This window comes from Enterobacter sp. I4 (assembly GCF_022669095.1).
GTDB lineage: Bacteria > Pseudomonadota > Gammaproteobacteria > Enterobacterales > Enterobacteriaceae > Enterobacter > Enterobacter pasteurii.
On the sequence record NZ_JALBUO010000001.1, the window covers coordinates 1,433,348 to 1,452,894 of the forward strand.

Annotated in this window: 12 protein-coding genes and 2 pseudogenes; 2 read left to right on the plus strand and 12 right to left on the minus strand. The window is 49.4% G+C overall.

The window, feature by feature from the left end; all coding sequences use genetic code 11:
- Window positions 1-64 precede the first annotated feature (64 nt).
- Both MOQ06_RS06880 and MOQ06_RS06885 read left to right on the plus strand, forming a co-directional pair.
- The gene (locus tag MOQ06_RS06880) at window positions 65-985 is read left to right on the plus strand and encodes a LysR family transcriptional regulator (RefSeq protein ID WP_176609909.1); all 921 of its coding nucleotides are present in this window, start codon (window positions 65-67) and stop codon (window positions 983-985) included.
- A gap of 70 nt (window positions 986-1,055) precedes the next feature.
- Window positions 1,056-1,573 (plus strand): annotated as a pseudogene (locus MOQ06_RS06885) (protein disulfide oxidoreductase).
- A 35-nt stretch (window positions 1,574-1,608) separates the two neighbouring features.
- On the opposite strand, the gene MOQ06_RS06890 reads toward MOQ06_RS06885, so the two are convergent.
- The 12 genes and pseudogenes from MOQ06_RS06890 to MOQ06_RS06945 form a co-directional block, all read right to left on the minus strand.
- Window positions 1,609-3,075, minus strand: a complete 1,467-nt coding sequence (locus tag MOQ06_RS06890; RefSeq protein ID WP_242172158.1) for an aspartate aminotransferase family protein — start codon at window positions 3,073-3,075, stop codon at window positions 1,609-1,611.
- 18 nt (window positions 3,076-3,093) lie between these two features.
- Window positions 3,094-4,470: a diaminobutyrate--2-oxoglutarate transaminase gene (locus MOQ06_RS06895; protein WP_032623920.1), complete on the minus strand. Its 1,377-nt coding sequence runs from the start codon at window positions 4,468-4,470 to the stop codon at window positions 3,094-3,096.
- 311 nt (window positions 4,471-4,781) lie between these two features.
- Window positions 4,782-5,219 (minus strand): hypothetical protein, encoded by a 438-nt coding sequence (locus tag MOQ06_RS06900; protein ID WP_242172159.1) that lies wholly within the window; start codon window positions 5,217-5,219, stop codon window positions 4,782-4,784.
- 273 nt (window positions 5,220-5,492) lie between these two features.
- Complete coding sequence (locus MOQ06_RS06905; RefSeq protein WP_242172160.1) at window positions 5,493-6,734, minus strand: YadA-like family protein; 1,242 nt, start codon at window positions 6,732-6,734, stop codon at window positions 5,493-5,495.
- Window positions 6,735-7,191: 457 nt separating this feature from the next.
- A pseudogene (locus MOQ06_RS06910) lies at window positions 7,192-8,338 on the minus strand (IS3 family transposase).
- 267 nt (window positions 8,339-8,605) lie between these two features.
- Window positions 8,606-9,838 (minus strand): cystathionine gamma-synthase family protein, encoded by a 1,233-nt coding sequence (locus tag MOQ06_RS06915; RefSeq protein ID WP_242172161.1) that lies wholly within the window; start codon window positions 9,836-9,838, stop codon window positions 8,606-8,608.
- A 33-nt stretch (window positions 9,839-9,871) separates the two neighbouring features.
- Window positions 9,872-11,074 (minus strand): sulfotransferase, encoded by a 1,203-nt coding sequence (locus tag MOQ06_RS06920; RefSeq protein ID WP_242172162.1) that lies wholly within the window; start codon window positions 11,072-11,074, stop codon window positions 9,872-9,874.
- Window positions 11,075-11,112: 38 nt separating this feature from the next.
- Window positions 11,113-12,411, minus strand: a complete 1,299-nt coding sequence (locus MOQ06_RS06925) for an ATP-grasp domain-containing protein (RefSeq protein ID WP_242172163.1) — start codon at window positions 12,409-12,411, stop codon at window positions 11,113-11,115.
- 3 nt (window positions 12,412-12,414) lie between these two features.
- Window positions 12,415-13,758 carry an MFS transporter gene (locus MOQ06_RS06930; protein ID WP_242172164.1) on the minus strand — a complete coding sequence of 448 codons (1,344 nt, stop codon included), beginning with the start codon at window positions 13,756-13,758 and terminating at the stop codon, window positions 12,415-12,417.
- 18 nt (window positions 13,759-13,776) lie between these two features.
- Window positions 13,777-15,606: a carbamoyltransferase gene (locus MOQ06_RS22550; RefSeq protein WP_242172165.1), complete on the minus strand. Its 1,830-nt coding sequence runs from the start codon at window positions 15,604-15,606 to the stop codon at window positions 13,777-13,779.
- Window positions 15,603-17,759: an iron-containing redox enzyme family protein gene (locus MOQ06_RS06940; protein ID WP_242172166.1), complete on the minus strand. Its 2,157-nt coding sequence runs from the start codon at window positions 17,757-17,759 to the stop codon at window positions 15,603-15,605. Before MOQ06_RS06940 ends, MOQ06_RS22550 begins: the two co-directional genes overlap by 4 nt.
- Window positions 17,760-17,862: 103 nt before the next feature.
- A complete protein-coding gene (locus MOQ06_RS06945; protein WP_242172167.1) occupies window positions 17,863-18,873 on the minus strand; it encodes a GDSL-type esterase/lipase family protein in 1,011 nt (336 codons plus the stop codon).
- Window positions 18,874-19,547 lie beyond the last annotated feature (674 nt).

Sequence of the window (19,547 nt, forward strand, 5' to 3'; positions counted from 1 at the left end):
TGCCCAGCTGATAAAATTTATCGCCCGATAACCCCGGGTTATTCTGTGACGCGTGTAACGGATAATGATGACGGAACCCTGGCAGCGCTTGCCTGCGCTCTCCCTTCGGCAGCTACAGTATTTTGTCACTCTGGCGCAGCTGCGTCATTTTACGGATACCGCCAGTAAACTGGCCATCAGCCAGCCGGCGCTCAGCAGCGCCCTGCGGCAAATCGAAACCGTGCTCGGCGGTAAACTGGTCAACCGTACCGCGTCGGCGGTCACGCTGACCGAGCTGGGGCACGCCATTCTGCCACATGCCCAGCGGGTGCTCAGCGTGGCGCAGCTGGCGTTTGATGATATGCAGCAGATTGTGCAGGCCGGCGGCGACGGTACGGTGCGGATCGGTCTGGTGCCTTCAGTCAGTTCGCTGCTGTTTCCGCTGCTGCCGCAGACGCTGGGGCAGGCCTTTCCGCGCTTGCGGGTGGAGTTTCACGACCAGACTAACGATGCGCTGGTGGCGCAACTGCTGAAAGGGCAGATTGATTTTGGCATCGGGGCGCTGGACAACTCGGTACCCGAACAGCTGGACGTGTTCCCGTTGCAGGAGGATCCGTTTGTGGCCGTGCTGCACTGCGACGATCCGCTCGCCGCGTCGGCACATGTTCCCTGGAAACAGCTGGTGGGCCGGGATATTGCCGTTTTCTCAAAAGGCAATATTCAGCGGCTGGTCAATGCGCTTGCCGAAAGCCACCGTCTGTCCCTGCAGACCCGTTATCAGGTGGACTATATCGAGACATTATACGGGCTGGTGCGCTCGAAGCTTGCCGTGGGGATATTGCCTCAGCTTTACACCACCCACCTGCAGGACCCGCAGCTTAAGGTGGTTCACCTACAGCAACCGGCCCTGGCGCGCACGGTGGCGCTGATGCGTGCCCCGCAGGCGCTGCCTCCGCTCATTGAATCCTGCTTTACCCTGATGGTTGATACCTTACGCACCAGGTAAGGCGACACTTCTTTACAGCGAAACGGCGCTCAGCTCGCTAAGGTGACCTTCGTTAAATCACGAGGTCATAATGGAAAACCGCAAATTCAGCCAACTGCGCCGCTGGGCGCGGGAAGGGATCATACTCGTACTGCTGGCGCTGGCCGTGATCTGGAGTGTGGATCAGTACCGCAAGCCGTTATTACCCGCCACGTTTAGCGCTACTCCGATGCAGGACGTTGATGGTTCAGTACATGACATTGCTGCACTCAGTCACAGGATCGGCCGCTGCTGATTTACGTCTGGGCGACCTGGTGCAGCATCTGCCGTTATACCACGCCTGCGGTCGTTAGGCTGGCAGAAGAGGGCGGTAACGTGGTGAGTATTGCCATGCGCTCTGGTGATGACGCTAAGCTTGCGCGCTGGGCCGAAAAGAAACAGCTGAAAATGCCGGTGATTAATGACGAAAACGGTGCGCTGTCAAAGCAATGGCAGGTTAGCGTAACGCCGACGCTGGTGCTGGTCTCTAAAGGCAATGTCGTTAGCACAACAACGGGCTGGACAAGCTACTGGGGATTAAAAGTCAGGATGTGGTGGGCAGGGTTATAAAAATAGCCCCTCTCCCGGCGGGAGAGGGGTTTGGGTTATTTCGCCAGAACTTCCTGAGCGGTACGCTCAACCAGAGACAGCAGGACTTTAATGTCCTCCAGCGTCACGGTTGGGTTCAGCAGGGTCAGCTTCAGGCAGGTGATACCGTTATGTTCGGTAACACCGACGTTTGCGCGGCCTGATTCCAGCAGCGCATCGCCAATCTTCTGGTTCAGCAGGGCAATACCGGCGTCATCCATCTGCACCTGCGGACGGAAGCGGAACAGAACGCTTGCCAGCTGTGGCTGCATAACCAGTTCCAGAGCAGGCTGCTCTTTCACGTAGGCCGCAACCTGCTGCGCCAGCGTCACGCCGTGATCGATGATCGCCGCATACTGTTCCTGACCCAGCGCTTCCAGGCTCATCCACAGCTTCAGCGCGTCGAAACGGCGCGTGGTTTGCAGAGATTTGGACACCAGGTTAGGCACGCCCGCTTCTTCATCAAACTCAGAGTTCAGGTAAGCCGCCTGATAGCGCATCAGCTCATAGTGACGTGCTTCTTTCAGCAGGAAGGCACCGCAGCTGATGGTCTGGAAGAACTGCTTGTGGAAGTCCAGCGTCACGGAGTCCACCAGCTCGATGCCGTCCAGGTAGTGACGATACTGCTCGGACATCAGCAGCGCGCCGCCCCAGGCCGCATCAACGTGTACCCAGATATTCTGTTTCGCAGCCAGCTCGGCAATGGCACGCAGCGGATCGATTGCGCCCGCGTCGGTCGTGCCTGCAGTGGCCACGATAGCCAGGATCTGTTCACCGTTCGCGTTGCACTGCTCAATTTTCGCCGCCAGATCGTTGAGATCCATACGGGAAAATTCGTCAGTTTTCACCTGCACCACGGACTGATAGCCCAGACCCATCAGCGCCATGTTTTTCTGCACGGAGAAATGCGCGTTTTCGGAGCACAGCACGCGGATCTTACGCAGATCGCCGGTCAGACCATCCTGCTGGACAGAGTGGCCCTGACGCGCGAAGAACGCATCACGCGCCAGCATCAGGCCCATCAGGTTGCTCTGGGTACCGCCGCTGGTGAAGACACCTGCGTCGCCAGCCTGATAACCCACGCGGGTACGCAGCCATTCAATCAGCTTGATTTCAATGATGGTTGCGGACGGGCTTTGATCCCAGGAGTCCATACTCTGGTTGGTGGCGTTAATCAGCACTTCCGCTGCCTGGCTTACCACCAGGCTCGGGCAGTGCAGGTGCGCCACGCACTGCGGGTGATGAACGGACAAGCTGTCTTTCAGGAAAAACTCAACGGCGCGTTCAATCGCCGCTTCGTTGCCCAGCCCTTTCGGGTTGAAATCCAGCTTAATACGGTCGCGCAGCTCCGCGACCGTTTTGCCCTGGTACATCTCAGGCTGCTTCAGCCACTGCATCACAGCCTGAGTGCTTTGTTCAATCGCCTGCTGGTAAGCTTCAATGCTCTGCGCAGAGGAGAACAAAATTGGGTTTGAATCAGACATCGTAATCAACCACTCCGGTTACGCCGGGCGAACGCCCGCAGCAAGCAGCGCCTGCTCAAATTTATCCAGGAACACTTTCAGCTCATCATCGCTGATCAGCAGGGAAGGCAGCAGACGCAGAACGATACCGTTACGACCGCCGCGCTCCAGAATCAGACCGGCTTCGAAGCACTTCTTCTGGATCAGCGCAGACAGTTCGCCGTCGCCCGGGAAGCAGCCCATGTGGTCAGCGGCTTCATGCGGCTTAACGATCTCGATACCGATCATCATGCCCAGACCGCGAACGTGGCCGATTACCGGATAACGTTTCGCCATCTCTTTCAGCTGGCCCTTCAGCCATTCGCCCTGTGCAGCCACTTTGCCAGCGATGTTCTGGTCTTTCAGGATTTTCAGCGTGGTCAGACCGGTTGCCATTGCCAGCTGGTTTCCGCGGAAGGTGCCGGTGTGGTGGCCTGGCGCCCATGCATCGAACTGCTTTTTGATACCAAGCACGGCCAGCGGCAGACCGCCGCCAACGGCTTTAGACATCACGATGATGTCTGGCTCGATGCCCGCGTGTTCGAAGGCGAAGAATTTACCGGTACGGGCAAAACCAGCCTGAACTTCGTCGAGGATCAGCAGAATGCCGTGTTCCTGAGTCACTTTACGGATGCGTTGCAGCCACTCGGCCGGAGCCGGGTTCACGCCGCCTTCACCCTGAACGGCTTCAAGGATCACCGCCGCAGGTTTACGCACGCCGCTTTCAACGTCGTTAATCAGGTTGTCGAAGTAGTAGGTCAGCGCTTTCACGCCCGCTTCACCACCGATACCCAGCGGGCAGCGGTACTCGTGCGGATAAGGCATGAACTGAACTTCAGGCATCATGCCGTCTACCGCTTCTTTCGGAGACAGGTTGCCGGTAACGGACAGTGCGCCGTGGGTCATACCGTGGTAACCACCAGAGAAGCTGATGATACCGCTACGACCGGTCACTTTTTTAGCCAGCTTCAGCGCCGCTTCTACAGCGTCAGCACCGGATGGCCCGGTGAATTGCAGGCAGTACTCTTTGCCCTGACCAGGCAGCAGAGAGAGCAGGTATTCTGAGAACGCGTCTTTAAGAGGCGTGGTCAGATCCAGGGTATGTAACGGCAAGCCGCTGGTAATGACATTTTGGATGCTTTTCAGCACATCAGGATGATTGTGACCAAGCGCAAGGGTGCCTGCGCCTGCTAAACAGTCAAGGTACTCTTTATTATCTGCATCGGTGATCCACACGCCTTCTGCTTTAGTGATGGCTAAAGGCAGCTTGCGAGGATAACTCCTGACGTTAGATTCAAACTCGGCCTGACGGGCCAGATAGGTTTCGTTGCTTTTGTGGGCATCTACGGTGTCAATACGGACTTTATCCGTCATCATATCACTCCTACAACCGCCGCTTCGTTATGAGCAACGATTGAATAAAAAGTTAAAAAACAGATGGGGCCTGAAAAAAACGCCGCCAATATAGAGCCTTTTGTCACCGGGCTCAATGGTTAATTTGTTTACTGTTTTGTGACACAGAGCACAGGGGGGGCAATATCCACGTTTACAGGCGGAAAATTGCGGTTTATGACAAATAAAAACAATGAGTTACGTGTGGTTTGTCAGCATTGTAAAATCAGAGAAAAGAGTGTGACAAATCGTGCGATTGACGGATAAAAAGGAGGCTGACCGCCTCCTTACGCGCTTTATTTCTGCATGACCTGCAAAATACCGCGATCGCGTCCCTTCGTTTTATTCCACGACGCGTCCGTAATACCGTTTTCATCAAGGCTAAGCGATATCACAACACCATCGCCATGAATCTCGTAGAAATGCGCATTCAGGCGTTTTACGCTGGCTTTTTTACCGTTAACCGTAGCGTTAAAAAAGCCGTTTGAAACCGTGGCGCTAACCGTGTTTGAGGTTAATGAGGCTTCCCGCAGGGGATCGTGAACCGCTGTCGTTCGATCGCCTTGTACCGCGTTTTCCGCTTTCGTTTTGCTGATATCGCAAGAACCGTCGGTAGCGCTAATTTGCGTGCATCCCGAACGTTCCAGCTGGGCACGATAATGTGCGCTAATGGCGTGCGCGGGCATTACGACAACGGAGAACAGTAATACGATCGGCGTTAATTTCGTTTTCATAAAATAAACCTTAGCTGTGGTGATAGTGTTTTTGGCCAGCGTCTGCCGCTCGGGCTGCATCTGCGTTGCTCGGGCGAGACATATCCCACAAGCATGATTATCATCATTAACTTTTTCATTTATCGCCTTAATAACGACATAAATAATATGAGACGTACATTATGCCGATCCAGATCCCAACGGAAATCAGCATCAGGTACAGGGCTGCGGAAATAAAAATATATTTATACATGCGCGTTGCTATCAATTAATGCCCATTAAAAGGGCGAAGTTTTAAAAGCCCAAACCTATCCCAACCGATGCCCCCATGTTATTCGCGGTATCATCAGAGAAGCTCATTTTACCGATGACATGGGAAGAAAAGTTTACCGACGCGCCGACGGCAAGGGCGCTTTCGCCGTTGTAGGTCGCACCGCCTGCTGAAAACATCACGCGCTGGTTAGTTTGCACCTGTGGTAAACCCGCCATTGCCATCGCGCCCGAAATACCGGCATTTGCCTGTTTCTTATTATTGTCCACTTCTTCACGCAGGGATTTAAATTGCTGGCTGGTGGCGTTATTCATTGCCTGCAAGGTCTGCCTCGTCGCTTGCAGCTCCTGCGTTGCTGCGTTAACCGCCAGGCTATTTTTAGCGACCTTAGCCTGGGTTGCCGTGTCGACTTGTTTTTGCGTAACGGTGGTTGTCACGCCATCTTTGCCGTTATGGCCATTTACGCCGTCACGACCGTTTATTCCCGCGAGGCCCTGTGCGCCGGTGTCGCCTTTCGCTCCGGTTGCTCCTGTATCGCCTTTGTCGCCCTTAGCGCCGTCTTTACCATCAACACCATCTTTAGGAACAGGCTGACTTTCAAGCTTTTGAATGCGGGTTTCATGATTATCAAGAACAACATCCTGATTATCGTTAGTAGCCGAAATCAGTTTGTCAGAATCAATTCTTGCTTGTTTTTCAGTGCTGATTCGATCGTTAAGTTGGCGATCGGCAACTAAACGGGTGTCTGCTTCCTGGGTAATCTCACCCTGAATAGCATTACTTACAGTGGTGAGTTTCTTTCCTACACTATCAGCAGCGGTAAGAGCATTATTAGCTGTATCTTGGGCAACCTGCGCTTTATCAGAAAGCGCTTGTTTAGATGTTTGCAAATCAGCATTTACACCATCAATAGCAGTAGTATTAGCATTGATGGTTTTATCTTGTGCTGCATTGTTACTAATACGTTCATTAGCCTCAGCAGTGAGATCGCCACGTAAAGCAGATATTTTATCTGCGTTATCAATGGTAACTCCCTGAACAGTATTAATAGTGTTTGTATTAACGTTGATAGCAGCGGTGTTAGCATCAATCTGATCCAGATCGTAGCTTTTAACGCTTTCATCTTGCCCTTGCAGGTGAATGAAGACGCCTTGTGTACCTAAGCCGCTAACGTCTTGAATGTAAACATCACCAGCATTAACAGTATTAACGAAAAGAGCACCAAAAACAGCAATAGCAATCGCTGATTTATAAAGAGATTTCATTTAAAAAGACTCGCGGCAGAAGAATTTAAAATTAAAGATTAAATAAGTGATAACGGAGCTAAACTATAAATAGTTTAGTCTTGCAAGTGTTGATGCAGATCACCTTTTACACTTATTACGATGCAGTTAGAGGTGGTGTTTTTAGTGTTTTTATAAATACTGTTTCGAATGAAAATTAAAAATTCGCAAGCTGAAAGTAAACATTAAAGAGCACGGCTTAAAGGCAACAACTTAATAAAAGATTAGATTACCTAACTTTGCTAAAGTGAGATTTATTATCATCTTTTACGGTGTCGTTTTGTTTAGGTTTTCTCTCTCGAAGGAGTGGGTAATAATAAATCGAAAACCCTTGCGCCAGAACTACGCTCCCGATTACACTAAAAAAGCATTAGTTTTTAATGCATAACTGATTCTTTTATAAGTAATTTGACTCGGGGTGTGAATAGCCACGAATAATCTAGACACTTCCGAGCCGTTGATAGTACTGGTTTTCATATTCTGCCGGTGACATCTGATTGCTCGAACCATGCCGACGCTTACTGTTATAAAACATTTCGATGTAATCAAAAATATCGCTGCGGGCTTCTTCCCACGTTCCGTAGATCTTTTTCTTTATCCGCTCGCGTTTCAGTCACAGGAAAAAGCTTTCTGCAACCGCGTTATCGTGACAGTTACCGCGACGGCTCATACTCCCTTCCAGGCCGTGTGATTTCAGGAACGACTGCCACTCATGGCTTGTGTACTGACTACCCTGATCAGAGTGAACCAGCACCTGTTTTTGGGGATTACGCCGCCATACAGCCATCAGCAATGCGTTCAGGACAATGTCCTTTGTCATCCGGGATTGCATTGACCAGCCGATAATTTCGCGTGAGAACAGATCAACAACCACGGCAAGATACAGCCAGCCTTCGTGGGTCCTGATGTAGGTGATGTCCGTTACCCAACGCTCATCCGGAGCATCCGGATTGAACTGCCGCTGGAGCCTGTTGGGCGACACGATACAGGCCTCGCCTTTACGTGCCCGCGTGCTCCGGTATCCGACCTGAGCCTTTATCCCGGCACGTTTCATCAGTCGCCAGACTCTGTTGACTCCGTACAGTTGCCAGGTATCCCGCAGATCCAGATGGATCTTGCGATAACCATAGACGCAACCGGATTCCAGCCAGAACTGTTTAATCTCTCCTGTCAGTCTCAGGTCTGTCTGATGGCGTTGTGAATGCGGCTGCTGAAGCCAGGCGTAAAAGCCACTTGGATGAACATCCAGCACCCGACAGAGCAGGCGAACAGGCCAGCAACTGGTGTTGTCACGGATAAAGGCGTACCTCAGTCGCACTGCTTTGCGAAGTACGCCGCGGCTTTTTTAATATGTCCCGTTCGTCGGTAACCCGCTTCAGCTCTTTCTGGAGATGGCGGAGCTAGGCCTGAGCATCTGACTGTTCTTTATGAGTGGAAGAATCCGGACCGTACTTCGTTATCCAGGCGTAAAGGCTGCGAGTGGTGATATCGAGACGTGTTGCAACGCTGGAAAGAGAATGACCGCGATCAACAACCTGTTTGACTGCTTCAATTTTAAACTCTACGGGATAACGCTTAACGCTCATGGGCACCTCTCTTTAAGTCATCTTGAATGACTCTGAGGTGTCTGTTAAACCTGTGGCGATTCTGGGTGACGCGGATTTGTATGTTTTGTCTAACCGATGTGGAATTTCGTTGTTTAAATTGGCGAAGAATGTATTTCGACATTCTCCGCTCATATTGCGCTGAGCCTGGGATTGAGGCGTTATGGTAGAGGTATAACAGTATAAGATTGGTTTACAAAAGTTCTGAAGACCTATCAGGGGCTCCCTCTCTGCCACTATAGTACGTGATTACCCTAATGCCTGATTGAAATCAGATATCAAATCTTCGGCATCTTCCAGTCCAACAGAGACACGAACCAAGCCATCCGGGATGTTCATTAGCTTGCGCACTTCTGCTCCTGACTCCCAAAAAACAGTTGGAGCAACAGGAATGGCAAGCGTACGAGTATCCCCCATGCCCGTAGCGCGGGATACGATGCGCAGCCGATTCATCATGGGCATTAACGCGTCAATGTCAGCTATCTCGAACGATAGAAGCCAAGAACCAGCCGAAAAATTATTCTGGGCGTACTCATGCTGAGGATGGCTGGGTAAAAAAGGATACAGTACATTTTTTACTTTCGGATGCATTTCAAGAAACTTCGCCAGTTTCAGTGCGGTCGCGCTACTACGTGCCACTCTCAGCTCCAGCGTTTCCATCCCGATGGCAATTTGATGCGCATGTTCAGACGAGAGCGAAGCACCCATGTCACGAAGCGCTTTCTTACGAAGCTGGTTAAGCCCCCACATCGTACTATCGCCTTTTCGATAGCTCTCTGAAATAGCAGGATACTGACGCCAGTCGAATAACCCTGTATCCGTTACAGCGCCTCCCAGCGCTGCGCCGTGACCGCCCAGTGTTTTGCTTAACGAGTTGATAGCAAGCCCTGCACCTACTTTTTTAGGGCTAAAGAGTACCGGAGAGGTGATCGTATTATCTATGACAAACAAGATCCCTTGTTTCTCGCACAGCTTACCAATGCCCTGCAAGTCAGGAACTTCTGTACCTGGGTTCGCGATGGTTTCAAGAAAGACCATTCTTGTTTTCGGCGTGATCGCATCTGCTACATCTTGTATGCAGGTGGAATCGACTTTACTGACACCAACACCTAATCCTGATAGGGTATCAAGTAGACTGTTGGTTCCTGCAAAGACGTAGCGGCTAGTCACTAGATGATCGCCTGCACGCAGCATCGTTAGGAATACCGCCGCAATGGCGCCCATACCGGTCGCGAAACAAACGCTCCCGATACCGTTTTCCAGCATAGTCATTTTAGATTCAAGCGCTGCTGTCGTTGGCGTTCCAGTCCGCGAATAGTTAAAAGCTCCTTTAAGCTTGCCCTGAAAAACATCAAGCAAATCTTCTATCCGTTCGAAGTCATACTGAACGGCAGTGTGAATAGGCTTGCGGATCGCCCCGTGCTCAACGCCAAAATGACGGTCGGCATGCACAATCCGTGTCGTTAATGAATTCTTAGACATACAAAATCCCATTTTTAAAAAATAGTTAGCGACTCACTCTTCCATTGACGTTAGAGGTTGAGACATATCAGATGTAGGAGATACACGGTAACGTTCAAGAAAAGCGCTATAATCTTCGAAACCAACTACCATTTCTTTTACGTTGTTATATCCACGCTTACGATTACGCTGGATCTCTTGCAATTCATTCAGACGTTGACGAAATGCTTCCGTCATCGGGATTCCCAATTCTCCGTATACGCGTTCCATAGTACAGGGAATGTTTTCCAGCAGCTGAGAATAATCGACATATGTAATTGCTCCTTTCTCTTCTAGTTCCTGGCAAAATATCATCTGTTGCTGGCACTGACGGATACGGAAATTAAGGTTGTCCTCATGATAACCGGTCAATGTATTTGGATTAATATCATGTTTCGCACGTATAGAGGCATCTGACGCTGATATGTATGAGTTCACAAAGCCACTGGGTTCCCGACCAATGCAAAGGAAACGAGCATTGGGAAAAGCAGAATAGAGTTCGCGATAGAAATCCGCATTTTCATTTTCTTTTGTTAACCACATTCGCCCGTTGCCCCGATGGTATGCGGCACGACGTACAACCCCAGCCAGACTATGCACCAATTTCCTTTTTGCGAAGGAGGATAATGCGCCGACGGTCTCTATCCGGCGCAGCACGTTTGCAAACGGAAAACGACGATAAGTGAAATAATGGTGGTACATATTTTCTTCAAGAAAAACACCGTGCCCCTCAATGGACCCTAGCGTATGGACATGCATTTTCGAGGCCAGACGCCCCTGCTCAGTATTGGGCCAGTAGTCAATCTTTTCGAGGTGCTTACGGATGCCCAGAAAATCAAACAAGCGCCACGCAATAATACTTGGTACCCGCCAATCCAGATGCTTTAAAGTGAAGAAATTTTTGTCATCTTCCGCAAGGGTGCGCAGCAAAAAAGTGGTTCCACTTCGCGGCTGGCTTATAATAAATAAGGGACCCATAACTTCTTGCTTACGGTAAGCTCGAACAAAGATGTCATCCAGACGATAAAGCAGACCCGAAAGGGGCAAATAAAAGAAACTTTTTACCAAATACCCTACCAGTGCACGTTTTTCTTTTCCCGAAACTTCCTGGCTTTTGATACTTGAATAAAAAATAATAAAATACGAATGCCAAAGCGGAAATGGACTACTAACATATATTACAGCAATAACACCAAAAATCGAAAGCGCGACTAACATTCACCTCTCCTTTATTGAGTAGATAGCTAAATAGGTCATTATTTGAGTAAAAGGTAGTCTTCACTTGAACGACGAAGCGCCAGCCCTGTCTTGTCTGCGGCAGTCATAATGATCCATTCCGTCAGCAAGCTGACCTCTACGGCTGACGAGCTTACCAACTGGAAATGCCAGGGATACCAGGTACTGTTCATGTCCGGCACCTGCATCCCCGAGGTATAGTGATAAGAGAGATGAGACAGGAGTGGACGAAAATCGGCATCCCAGGTCTCGCTGGTGAAATCGTCAGCCAACCGTCCCGGATACTTCGGCCCCAAGCTGCGGGTCGCAGCCGCGCGTACCGGCGTAATGTCCTGGCAGATCGCTGGCATGCGTCCCGTCAGGAAAATCTCCAGTAAGAGCTCATAAGGATCGATATCGGTTGCCAGGTTGAACACGGCCGGAATGTTTCCACCCATTATGCGCGGGTTTATTTCCACCAAAACCGGGCCTTCTGGGCCGTAAATCAGTTCAATGTGGAAAATGCCTAAGTTTAGCTTACAAGCGCGCACGACATCTGCTGTGTACTCAAACATAGCATCACGGATCGTCACTGACACAGGCGCGGGGATAACCGTGCCCAGCTCAATAGCCGGATTTTCAGTGCAGCGTTTACGCCAGGACAGAACCAGCGGCTGTATTACCCCCCCGGCAACCGCAATTTCAACCGAGAACAGCGGCCCTTCCACATAGTGTTCGAGCAACGTTTCAGCAGACATTGCGTCAAGGTAGCCCTCCGGCCCTTCAACCGCAACTTGCAGGCTGGCAAAATAACTCACCAGATCATCGTCATTCACCAGCTTCAGCGCACGAAGACTCGCAGCACCGACCTTTGGCTTCGCAATCATTGGATAGCCAATGTGCCGAGCCGCCTCTCGTGCCGCTTCAAGACTCTCAACCACAGCGTAAGAAACTGAGGCCAGACCGCATTCTGCAATCTGTTTACGACAAAGCGCCTTATCCTGAGAGAGATGTACTGCTTCTGGTTCTATACCCGGAAGTCCTAACGCCTTGGCGCACTTGGCCACCGAGGCCACATTAACTTCAATCACGGTAAACAGCGCATCAATTTTTCTTTCATCATCAATGGTTTTTAACGTCGCCAGCAGCGTCGCTTCGTCCTGCGCGGTGTCGAGGGTTACCACCCTGTCGCTCAGTTCAGGGACTCGAAGGTTGTCAAAATTAACCACAAGTTCTTCCAGCCGACGCGAACCAATAAACGTGACATAGTGACCCGCCCGTTTAGCGGCACGAAGTGCACGCAGCCCGATACGGTTAGAATCTACGATAACAATATGCATGACTTACTCTCCTTCACCTACGGCACTGGACACGCGTTTTTTGCCGAGAAAAACATTGATTAAAACGGGGATCATCAGCGCCAGGACAATAAAGCTCAGCGTGACGGAGCCAAAGTTAAGTTGCTCAACCAAGATACTGCCGAGTAGGGCAACCACAATCATTGCCCCCAATCCCAACGCATTAGCATTGGCCACAATTTTGCCAAGCTGTTCAGGTGGCGCGGCGACAATTATGTAGCGCTGATGGACGGCCCATGCCACCTCAAATAGCAGCGCAAACAGGCCATAGACGGCAAGACCAGGGACCGCGGACGTGATAAAGGGGAGCGGCAGCATCAGCGCCAGAGTGAGTAAATGCGAAACAGGGGCAGTAACGGTATAACGGTTGCCGGATAGATCCAGTCGCGCAGCAAAAATTGCGCCCAGAATGTAAGCAAAACTCGCAATGGTTTGTATCAAAGCAATCCCGGACGGATCCATGCCCAACTGTTCTGTGGGATAGACCGAACGCGCGACGTTCTGATACCCCTGATAGAGCGCAACGGTCGAGACATAGTAAATAATGGACATGCGTAGGCGAGGATCGCGTACGGGCGTGTGAAACGATGTCCCGTTCGCTGTTGGTATTTTAACGTCGTTTAGTGGCGCTGGCAGGCGCGTATACAAAATACCCGCGGCCAGGTGACAGATCATACATAGTCCCAAAATGGCTTCCAGCGGAAGCACGGATAGCAATAGTGCCCCCAGCAGGGCACCGACTCCGGCCCCCCCCAGCATTGCCGTGTTATAGTAGGATGCCGCCTGATTCAACGCTTGGCCAGAAAAGTAATTTTTCAGAGCCACCGCGCGTGCCATCTTGGACAGAGAGTCTAACCCACCCTTCAACAGAAGAAGAAAAATCATGACGTAATAAGAACCGGAAACGAACGCAATGGCTGGAACAATTAGCGCGCTGGCAAATTCTGACGTCCGTAGCAGATTACGGGGTGAGAATCTTGCCCCCGCCCGCCGGATAAGCGGCAAAGCCAACACAGCAGGTAACCACTGGGTTAATACGACCATATTCGCCGCAAGAGGAGACGCGCTGTCATTAAACACGCGCGCGGCGAGAACCATTAATAGGAAGAACGTTGACAGGGAGGCAAGGAAAATTGCCGTCCAGATTTTCAGAAAAATCGATCGCGTCACACGACCGGAATGCTCCTTGGTAAGCGTCAGCGGATGATCCCATGCGCTAGAACGATTATGGAACAAGCGTTCAAATCGGCTGTGCCCAAGGAACTTACGCCATGCCCAGACAGGTATGAACAGAAGAACATACAGGGCAGTAGTTATGACTTTCAGCATTGTAACTTGCCTCATAATTTAATCGAGAGCGATTTCTGTACGCCAGTCCGAATCGTTCTCCAGGGCGGGTTGTTCTTCCTTACGCAAGACACAATTACCCAACACTAGGAGATCGATATTAGTTCGCATAAAACAGAGGTATGCCTCAGCCGGCGTGCATACAATGGGCTCTCCTCTGACGTTAAAAGAGGTGTTTACCAACACGGGATAATCCGTAAGCTCATCAAACTTTTGTAATAGTCGAGCCAGAAGCGGATTCGTTTCCGGATGCACGGTTTGTACACGAGCTGAATTGTCAACATGGGTGATAGCGGGCATCGTCGAGCGAACATCATTGATTGAGCCAAGATGACGGTTTTCAACAGGTTTAAGCCACTTTTTACGCACCTCTGAAACCACCAACATATAGGGGCTTTCCTGACGGATATCGAAGAATTCCGATGCACGTTCAGCAAGCACCATAGGAGCAAAAGGTCGGAACGACTCGCGAAACTTTATTTTGAGATTCATGGTTTTTTGCATTTCAATGTTACGTGGATCGCCTAGAATAGAACGCGCGCCCAGCGCCCTTGGCCCAAATTCCATTTTTCCTTGGAACCAGCCCACAACCTTGCCAGATGCCAGCGCTTCTGCTGTAAAACTCAGCATTTCTTCCTCTGATAACAGCTGATGGGGAATATCTTGTTCATTCAGATAATTCATCACCCTCTCGTCACTGAATGCCGGTCCCAGGTAAGCCCCCTGCATTGCATCTCGGTGACCAGAAGCTGGCTTCATTCGTTTTTGTTGACATTTAGCATCCTGCTCCAACGCAATACCAAGCGCACACCCGGCATCACCCGCCGCTGGCTGGATCCAAATCTCATCGAAGATCCTCGCCCGTGAAAGACAGCCGTTCGCCACACAGTTCAAGGCAACGCCGCCAGCGAGACAGAGACGGTCCTCTCCCGTCAACTGCTTCGCTGCTCTCGCCAGGCCTAATACCACCTCTTCTGCAACCTTCTGAATTGAGGCAGCAAAATCACAATCGTCTTGCGTGATTACACTTTCTGGTTGACGTTTGGAACGACCAAACAAGGATTCAAATTTTTCACCCACCATGTTCTGTCCCTGAAGGAATGTGAAATAGTTCATATTAAGGGAGAATGATCCGTCGCAACGAAGCGTAATAAGCTCATCGAGAATTTTTTGTGCGTAAATCGGTTCGCCATAAGGGGCAAGCCCCATAAGCTTGTATTCACCTGAATCGACTTTGAAACCGCAGAACTCGGTAAATGCTGAATAAAGCAGTCCGAGTGAATGTGGATAGGAGATTGCATTTTTCAGCGTGAGGTCAGAACCCTCTCCGTGCCAGATAGTGGTCGTTTGCCATTCGCCTACACCATCGATACACAGCACAGCTGCACGATTATAGGGAGAAGGATAAAACGCAGACGCCGCATGAGAGCGATGATGCGTACCGTAAATGATATTTACCTTGGGGTGCCCGCGATTAAGTTTCAATAGCGAAGACATGATCTGTTTTTCTGGCCGCGCCTTCCAACGAATCCATTCTGGAAAGACCCGCTGAAAAGCGGCAAGACCTCCCGGTCCCGCGCTGGCAAACGAGGAAATTAAACGTTCGAACTTAAGATCTGGAGCATCATAAAAGCTAATTGACGTCAAGTCACTAAGCCCTACACCTGCCTCATCCAAACAATAACAGATGGCATCTGCTGGGAAGCTGCTGTCGTGGCGTTTCCTACTGAATCTTTCCTGTTGCGCAGCGGCAATAATTTGTCCTTCAGACACCAGAGCTGCTGCGCTGTCATGGAAATAGGCTGAAATACCTAAATGATAATGTCTCACTCTACCACCTCGAAGGAATGGAATTGACGGTGTAACAAGGGGGAAAGGTCACTCGAAAATTGCAGATCTCGCTTATGTGAAGAAAAGAAATTCAGCTGTTCCGGTGAATTAACAACAGGAGCAAGAGACTCGTAACCAAGTCGTATACGTGCCCAAGTTGCTTCTACGGGAATCAGATCTTGCGAGTATTGCATCCATGCATCAATCGCCTCTGCGGCCCAAGCTGCATGCCCAGTTGAGACGTTATCTATGGTGTTATGTAAATCGACAAAAGTGGTCGGCAGTCCATAATGCTTGAGGAAACGGTGCGCGTTTCGGTAAGTGCCGCCGACCCCGGACAGTTCCATCGCCAGATTCATACCTAAAATTTCCGGTCGGAATGTTAACGGAAATTTACCGAGGCAAAGCCAGTAAACCGGGAGTTGAAAAGCGTCATCTGCAAACCGTATATCTTGCGCAAAAGAAAGGCTGCCAGTTGCAGGTAACGTTATCGACATTGCAGCGAGAACATCTCGGTAAATTTTCGGATGATTAAGTCTCCACTGACCATTACCGAGCTCATCCCAGAATGTCTCAAACAGAGGACTTCCCGTGCGACTAGAGGCCAGCGAGATGTCAGTAAATCCTTGAAGCCAAGCCCCATCAATCAGGGTGAGTGGTGCCAGTTGTAGCGTCTGCGCAATGACAGATTCACGCGAAGGCATATCGACGTTTTGTGAGGTACTAAAATTCTGAGCATGTGCATCATGCGACGTTAACAACCATTCCCTGAGTATGCCCGGAGACCAAGTATGTGGGAAAGAACGAGGATTTTTGTCGAAAGATTCCTGTGCTTTCTGGAGCCAGAAGTGGCAATAACTTTTGGCAAAATCACGTAAGTTTGGGGTAAGTGCCCTCCCTTGTAATAGGTAATATGCGCTGCGGATGTCGCCAGGTTGGGCTCCAAGTGAGCAATCGCCAGCACGAACCTCACAAGAGAATGAGGCTACGCAAACTTCAGCGGGTAAAATTGTCTCGCCGTTGTTAGGAGCATCGGTAAGGCTGAGTATCCAGTTACGGATCGTTAGAAGATCTTTCTGGCTAAAGATGCGGAACATCGCTCCATTGTCTGACACCAAGCCATTAATCAAAACACTACGATCAGGAGCCCCTGGACGAACCAAGCGGCTGCAACCAAGAGCATCAACCAGAGGAAGGGGATTATCACGAGCCTCAGCAAACCACTCTGAAAGAGGGCGTCCCTCAAGAATAAATCCTGCATGATAAACCTGAGCTTCACGAGCTCGTTCCTGAATAAGGCTAGCCATCGCGAGGCGGGGATTGCACATCGAGCGCGTAATCGTAAGTACAGCATCATCCAGCTCCTGCAACAACGCCTCGAATAAGCCAATGCCGAAGGCTATTCTCGTCCGGGCTGTTTGTTCAGCACACAGGCTGTTGAAAAGCTCTTCAGTAATCGGCTGTACTATCTCTCCGTAAGAAAGGGCAGCACCGCGTCCGACTCCCATGTTTAGGTGCATTAGCGCCGATTCATTAACATCGAGCGATTGCCAGGCAGGCAAAAGACCAGCGGTTCTCCAAGCAAAATCGAAACCAATAAGTTCATAATCAAAAGCGTCACTGCGCCTGCTCATAGCGTAAAGTATGGCGGGAAACTTAAAGCATATATCACGAATTTCACGAATATCACTCAACTCCCGGCTGCCAGCTGACATATTCGAGACGCCTTGGGTACGCGCGAGTGAACAGAACCGGTCAAAGCGAGAATTTTCTGCCTCTCCCACTCCAACATCATCGGCAAGCAACGTAAGAAGACGTAAATGCACTGCATCCTCAAAAACGCCCGGTGCGCTCATTCCGTGAAGCGCCACTCCCATACTTGCTGCAAGGGGAGCGGTCTGCTGAAGAATAATATTTTGCACAGACGAGCCATGCCCTGCGAATTCATGAAATTGCTTCCAGCGTAGTGCTAAATGTTTCAATGTTAAAGTGAGCGAAGAAACACATGATGTAATATTTCCGCTCAGGGGGATTTGTTCAGGAAACAAACTATAAATATTATCTACGTCCAGATAAATCTCCGGACGCACCGAGTAAGCAAAAACAGCTCGCCACATAAGCCCCTCATAAATAAATAACGAAACACCTTCCAATTATGTTGCGATGTGCCTCAGAACATAGGATAAATAGAGGGATCGTCTTTTTTCTTTTTCTTTTTACGTACGAATAACATTTTAATTGCAAGAATAAGTCGCTTCATGATTTCCTCTTTTTCATCGCAAGTTGTTCAATCAAAATGCGGGCAACAATGTCATGCCCTTCATCTGTGAAATGAATACGATCAACAAAAAGCCATAAATCATCCGAAATGGAATCCTGAATGGCCGATGTCAGATCGATAAAAGAAATACCCAGTTCGTCACACGCCGCAGCCAGTTTGTCACGGTATGTTTCATAGGTCTCTTGACTAAGAATATCCCCGTAGTGCTGGGCAAATCCGCCCAATTTCTCACGTTCAGCAAAAAGTAATTCCTCTTCTTTTGCCCCACGGACACGCACCCAGTTTGCTAGAGGTTGCAACACAAAAGTTAGGGGGGCCTTCATATCTGAGCAAAGCGCTGACCAGTTTGATAGGTTCCGTCTCGTGAGTTCAACAGCATAGGAAATCTGTTCTTCGAGAGAAGGAACATCATCATGCTCTACTGCCTTCCTACGACTAACCCATCGTGACACACGAGTCTCCTGGAAGCTCTGCATGGCACTATGAAACTGGTTGCCCATAAAAAAAGCACCATGTTCTTGCCGAAAACGCGCAGGTAACCGCGCCAGCCCAAGATCGTTAAAACCAGACATTAAAACGACCTCATCAATCTCAGGCAACAGGTGGCGATTAAGCGAAAACAGAATCATTTCCTGTGTAGAATTAAAACTACGCCCCCCGAAGTTAATCCATGGAGATGTATGCGGATCATTTATACTCATCCGTGACGCCAGGGTATGACAGTCCGCGCTTGCTCCTATACCGAATACCGTTGAACTCCCAGCGATAATGCGGCAACTATTAAGTTGACTGCAATCACCAACAGAATATATTTTTCCGCAGGCGTTACTATACCTGAAGCCCCGACTATCTGTATTAACAACAGATGATCGATGATTATACGGATGAAAGTACATGACATAAGGAAGCCAATTTATTTTGCCATTATCAGCAAACTCTTTCGAATATGCCAACATCTGCGGAGTTAATTGTTCCACATAACTCATAGCATCTCCCTTGTTATATTCTGATTCCTGATGTGGACAGACTTAGTAATGAACCATTAATATGTAATCATTAATAAATGATGAATTAAGCATGGCTTAACTTGGTTTTTTTGAGCCATTGTCACTTGGCTTATACAATTTTTAAAGAATATATCCAGATCTTTTTTCTCTGAATTATTCGTAGTTCTGTGAATGTATCGTTATCGGTAGAAACATGTCAATCACAATTAATTTACACTTTGGGTGAGATAATTTCTGCATGTGTTACCCGCCATCTACTCCTAGCGGTTTTTTCATCTGATTAGTATGTCTTACGTAACACTAAAAACTAAATTTCGAAAAAATAAATTCTTTTCCAATAGACATGAAAAAAATTCAACATGAATTAATATGATAATAAAGAGGAAATAATTAACAAAGTTAATGGCCTAAAGCCCGTGAATCACGAGATACTATTTACAGTCTTTGTGAGGTACGTGCTTCCTAGGGGCACTTTGGTGATCGAAAATTATTGTACGCTAAGGTTGTTTTTTGACTTTTCGACTTTAACTGGCCTTAGCCGACGAAACTTACTGGAAGCCGATATCCGGTTGCTTTTCCATATATAATCACTTGTGGATAAAGTGCATATGTACCCGGGGGATGAGTATTGAATCGCCACAGGTTTAACAGAC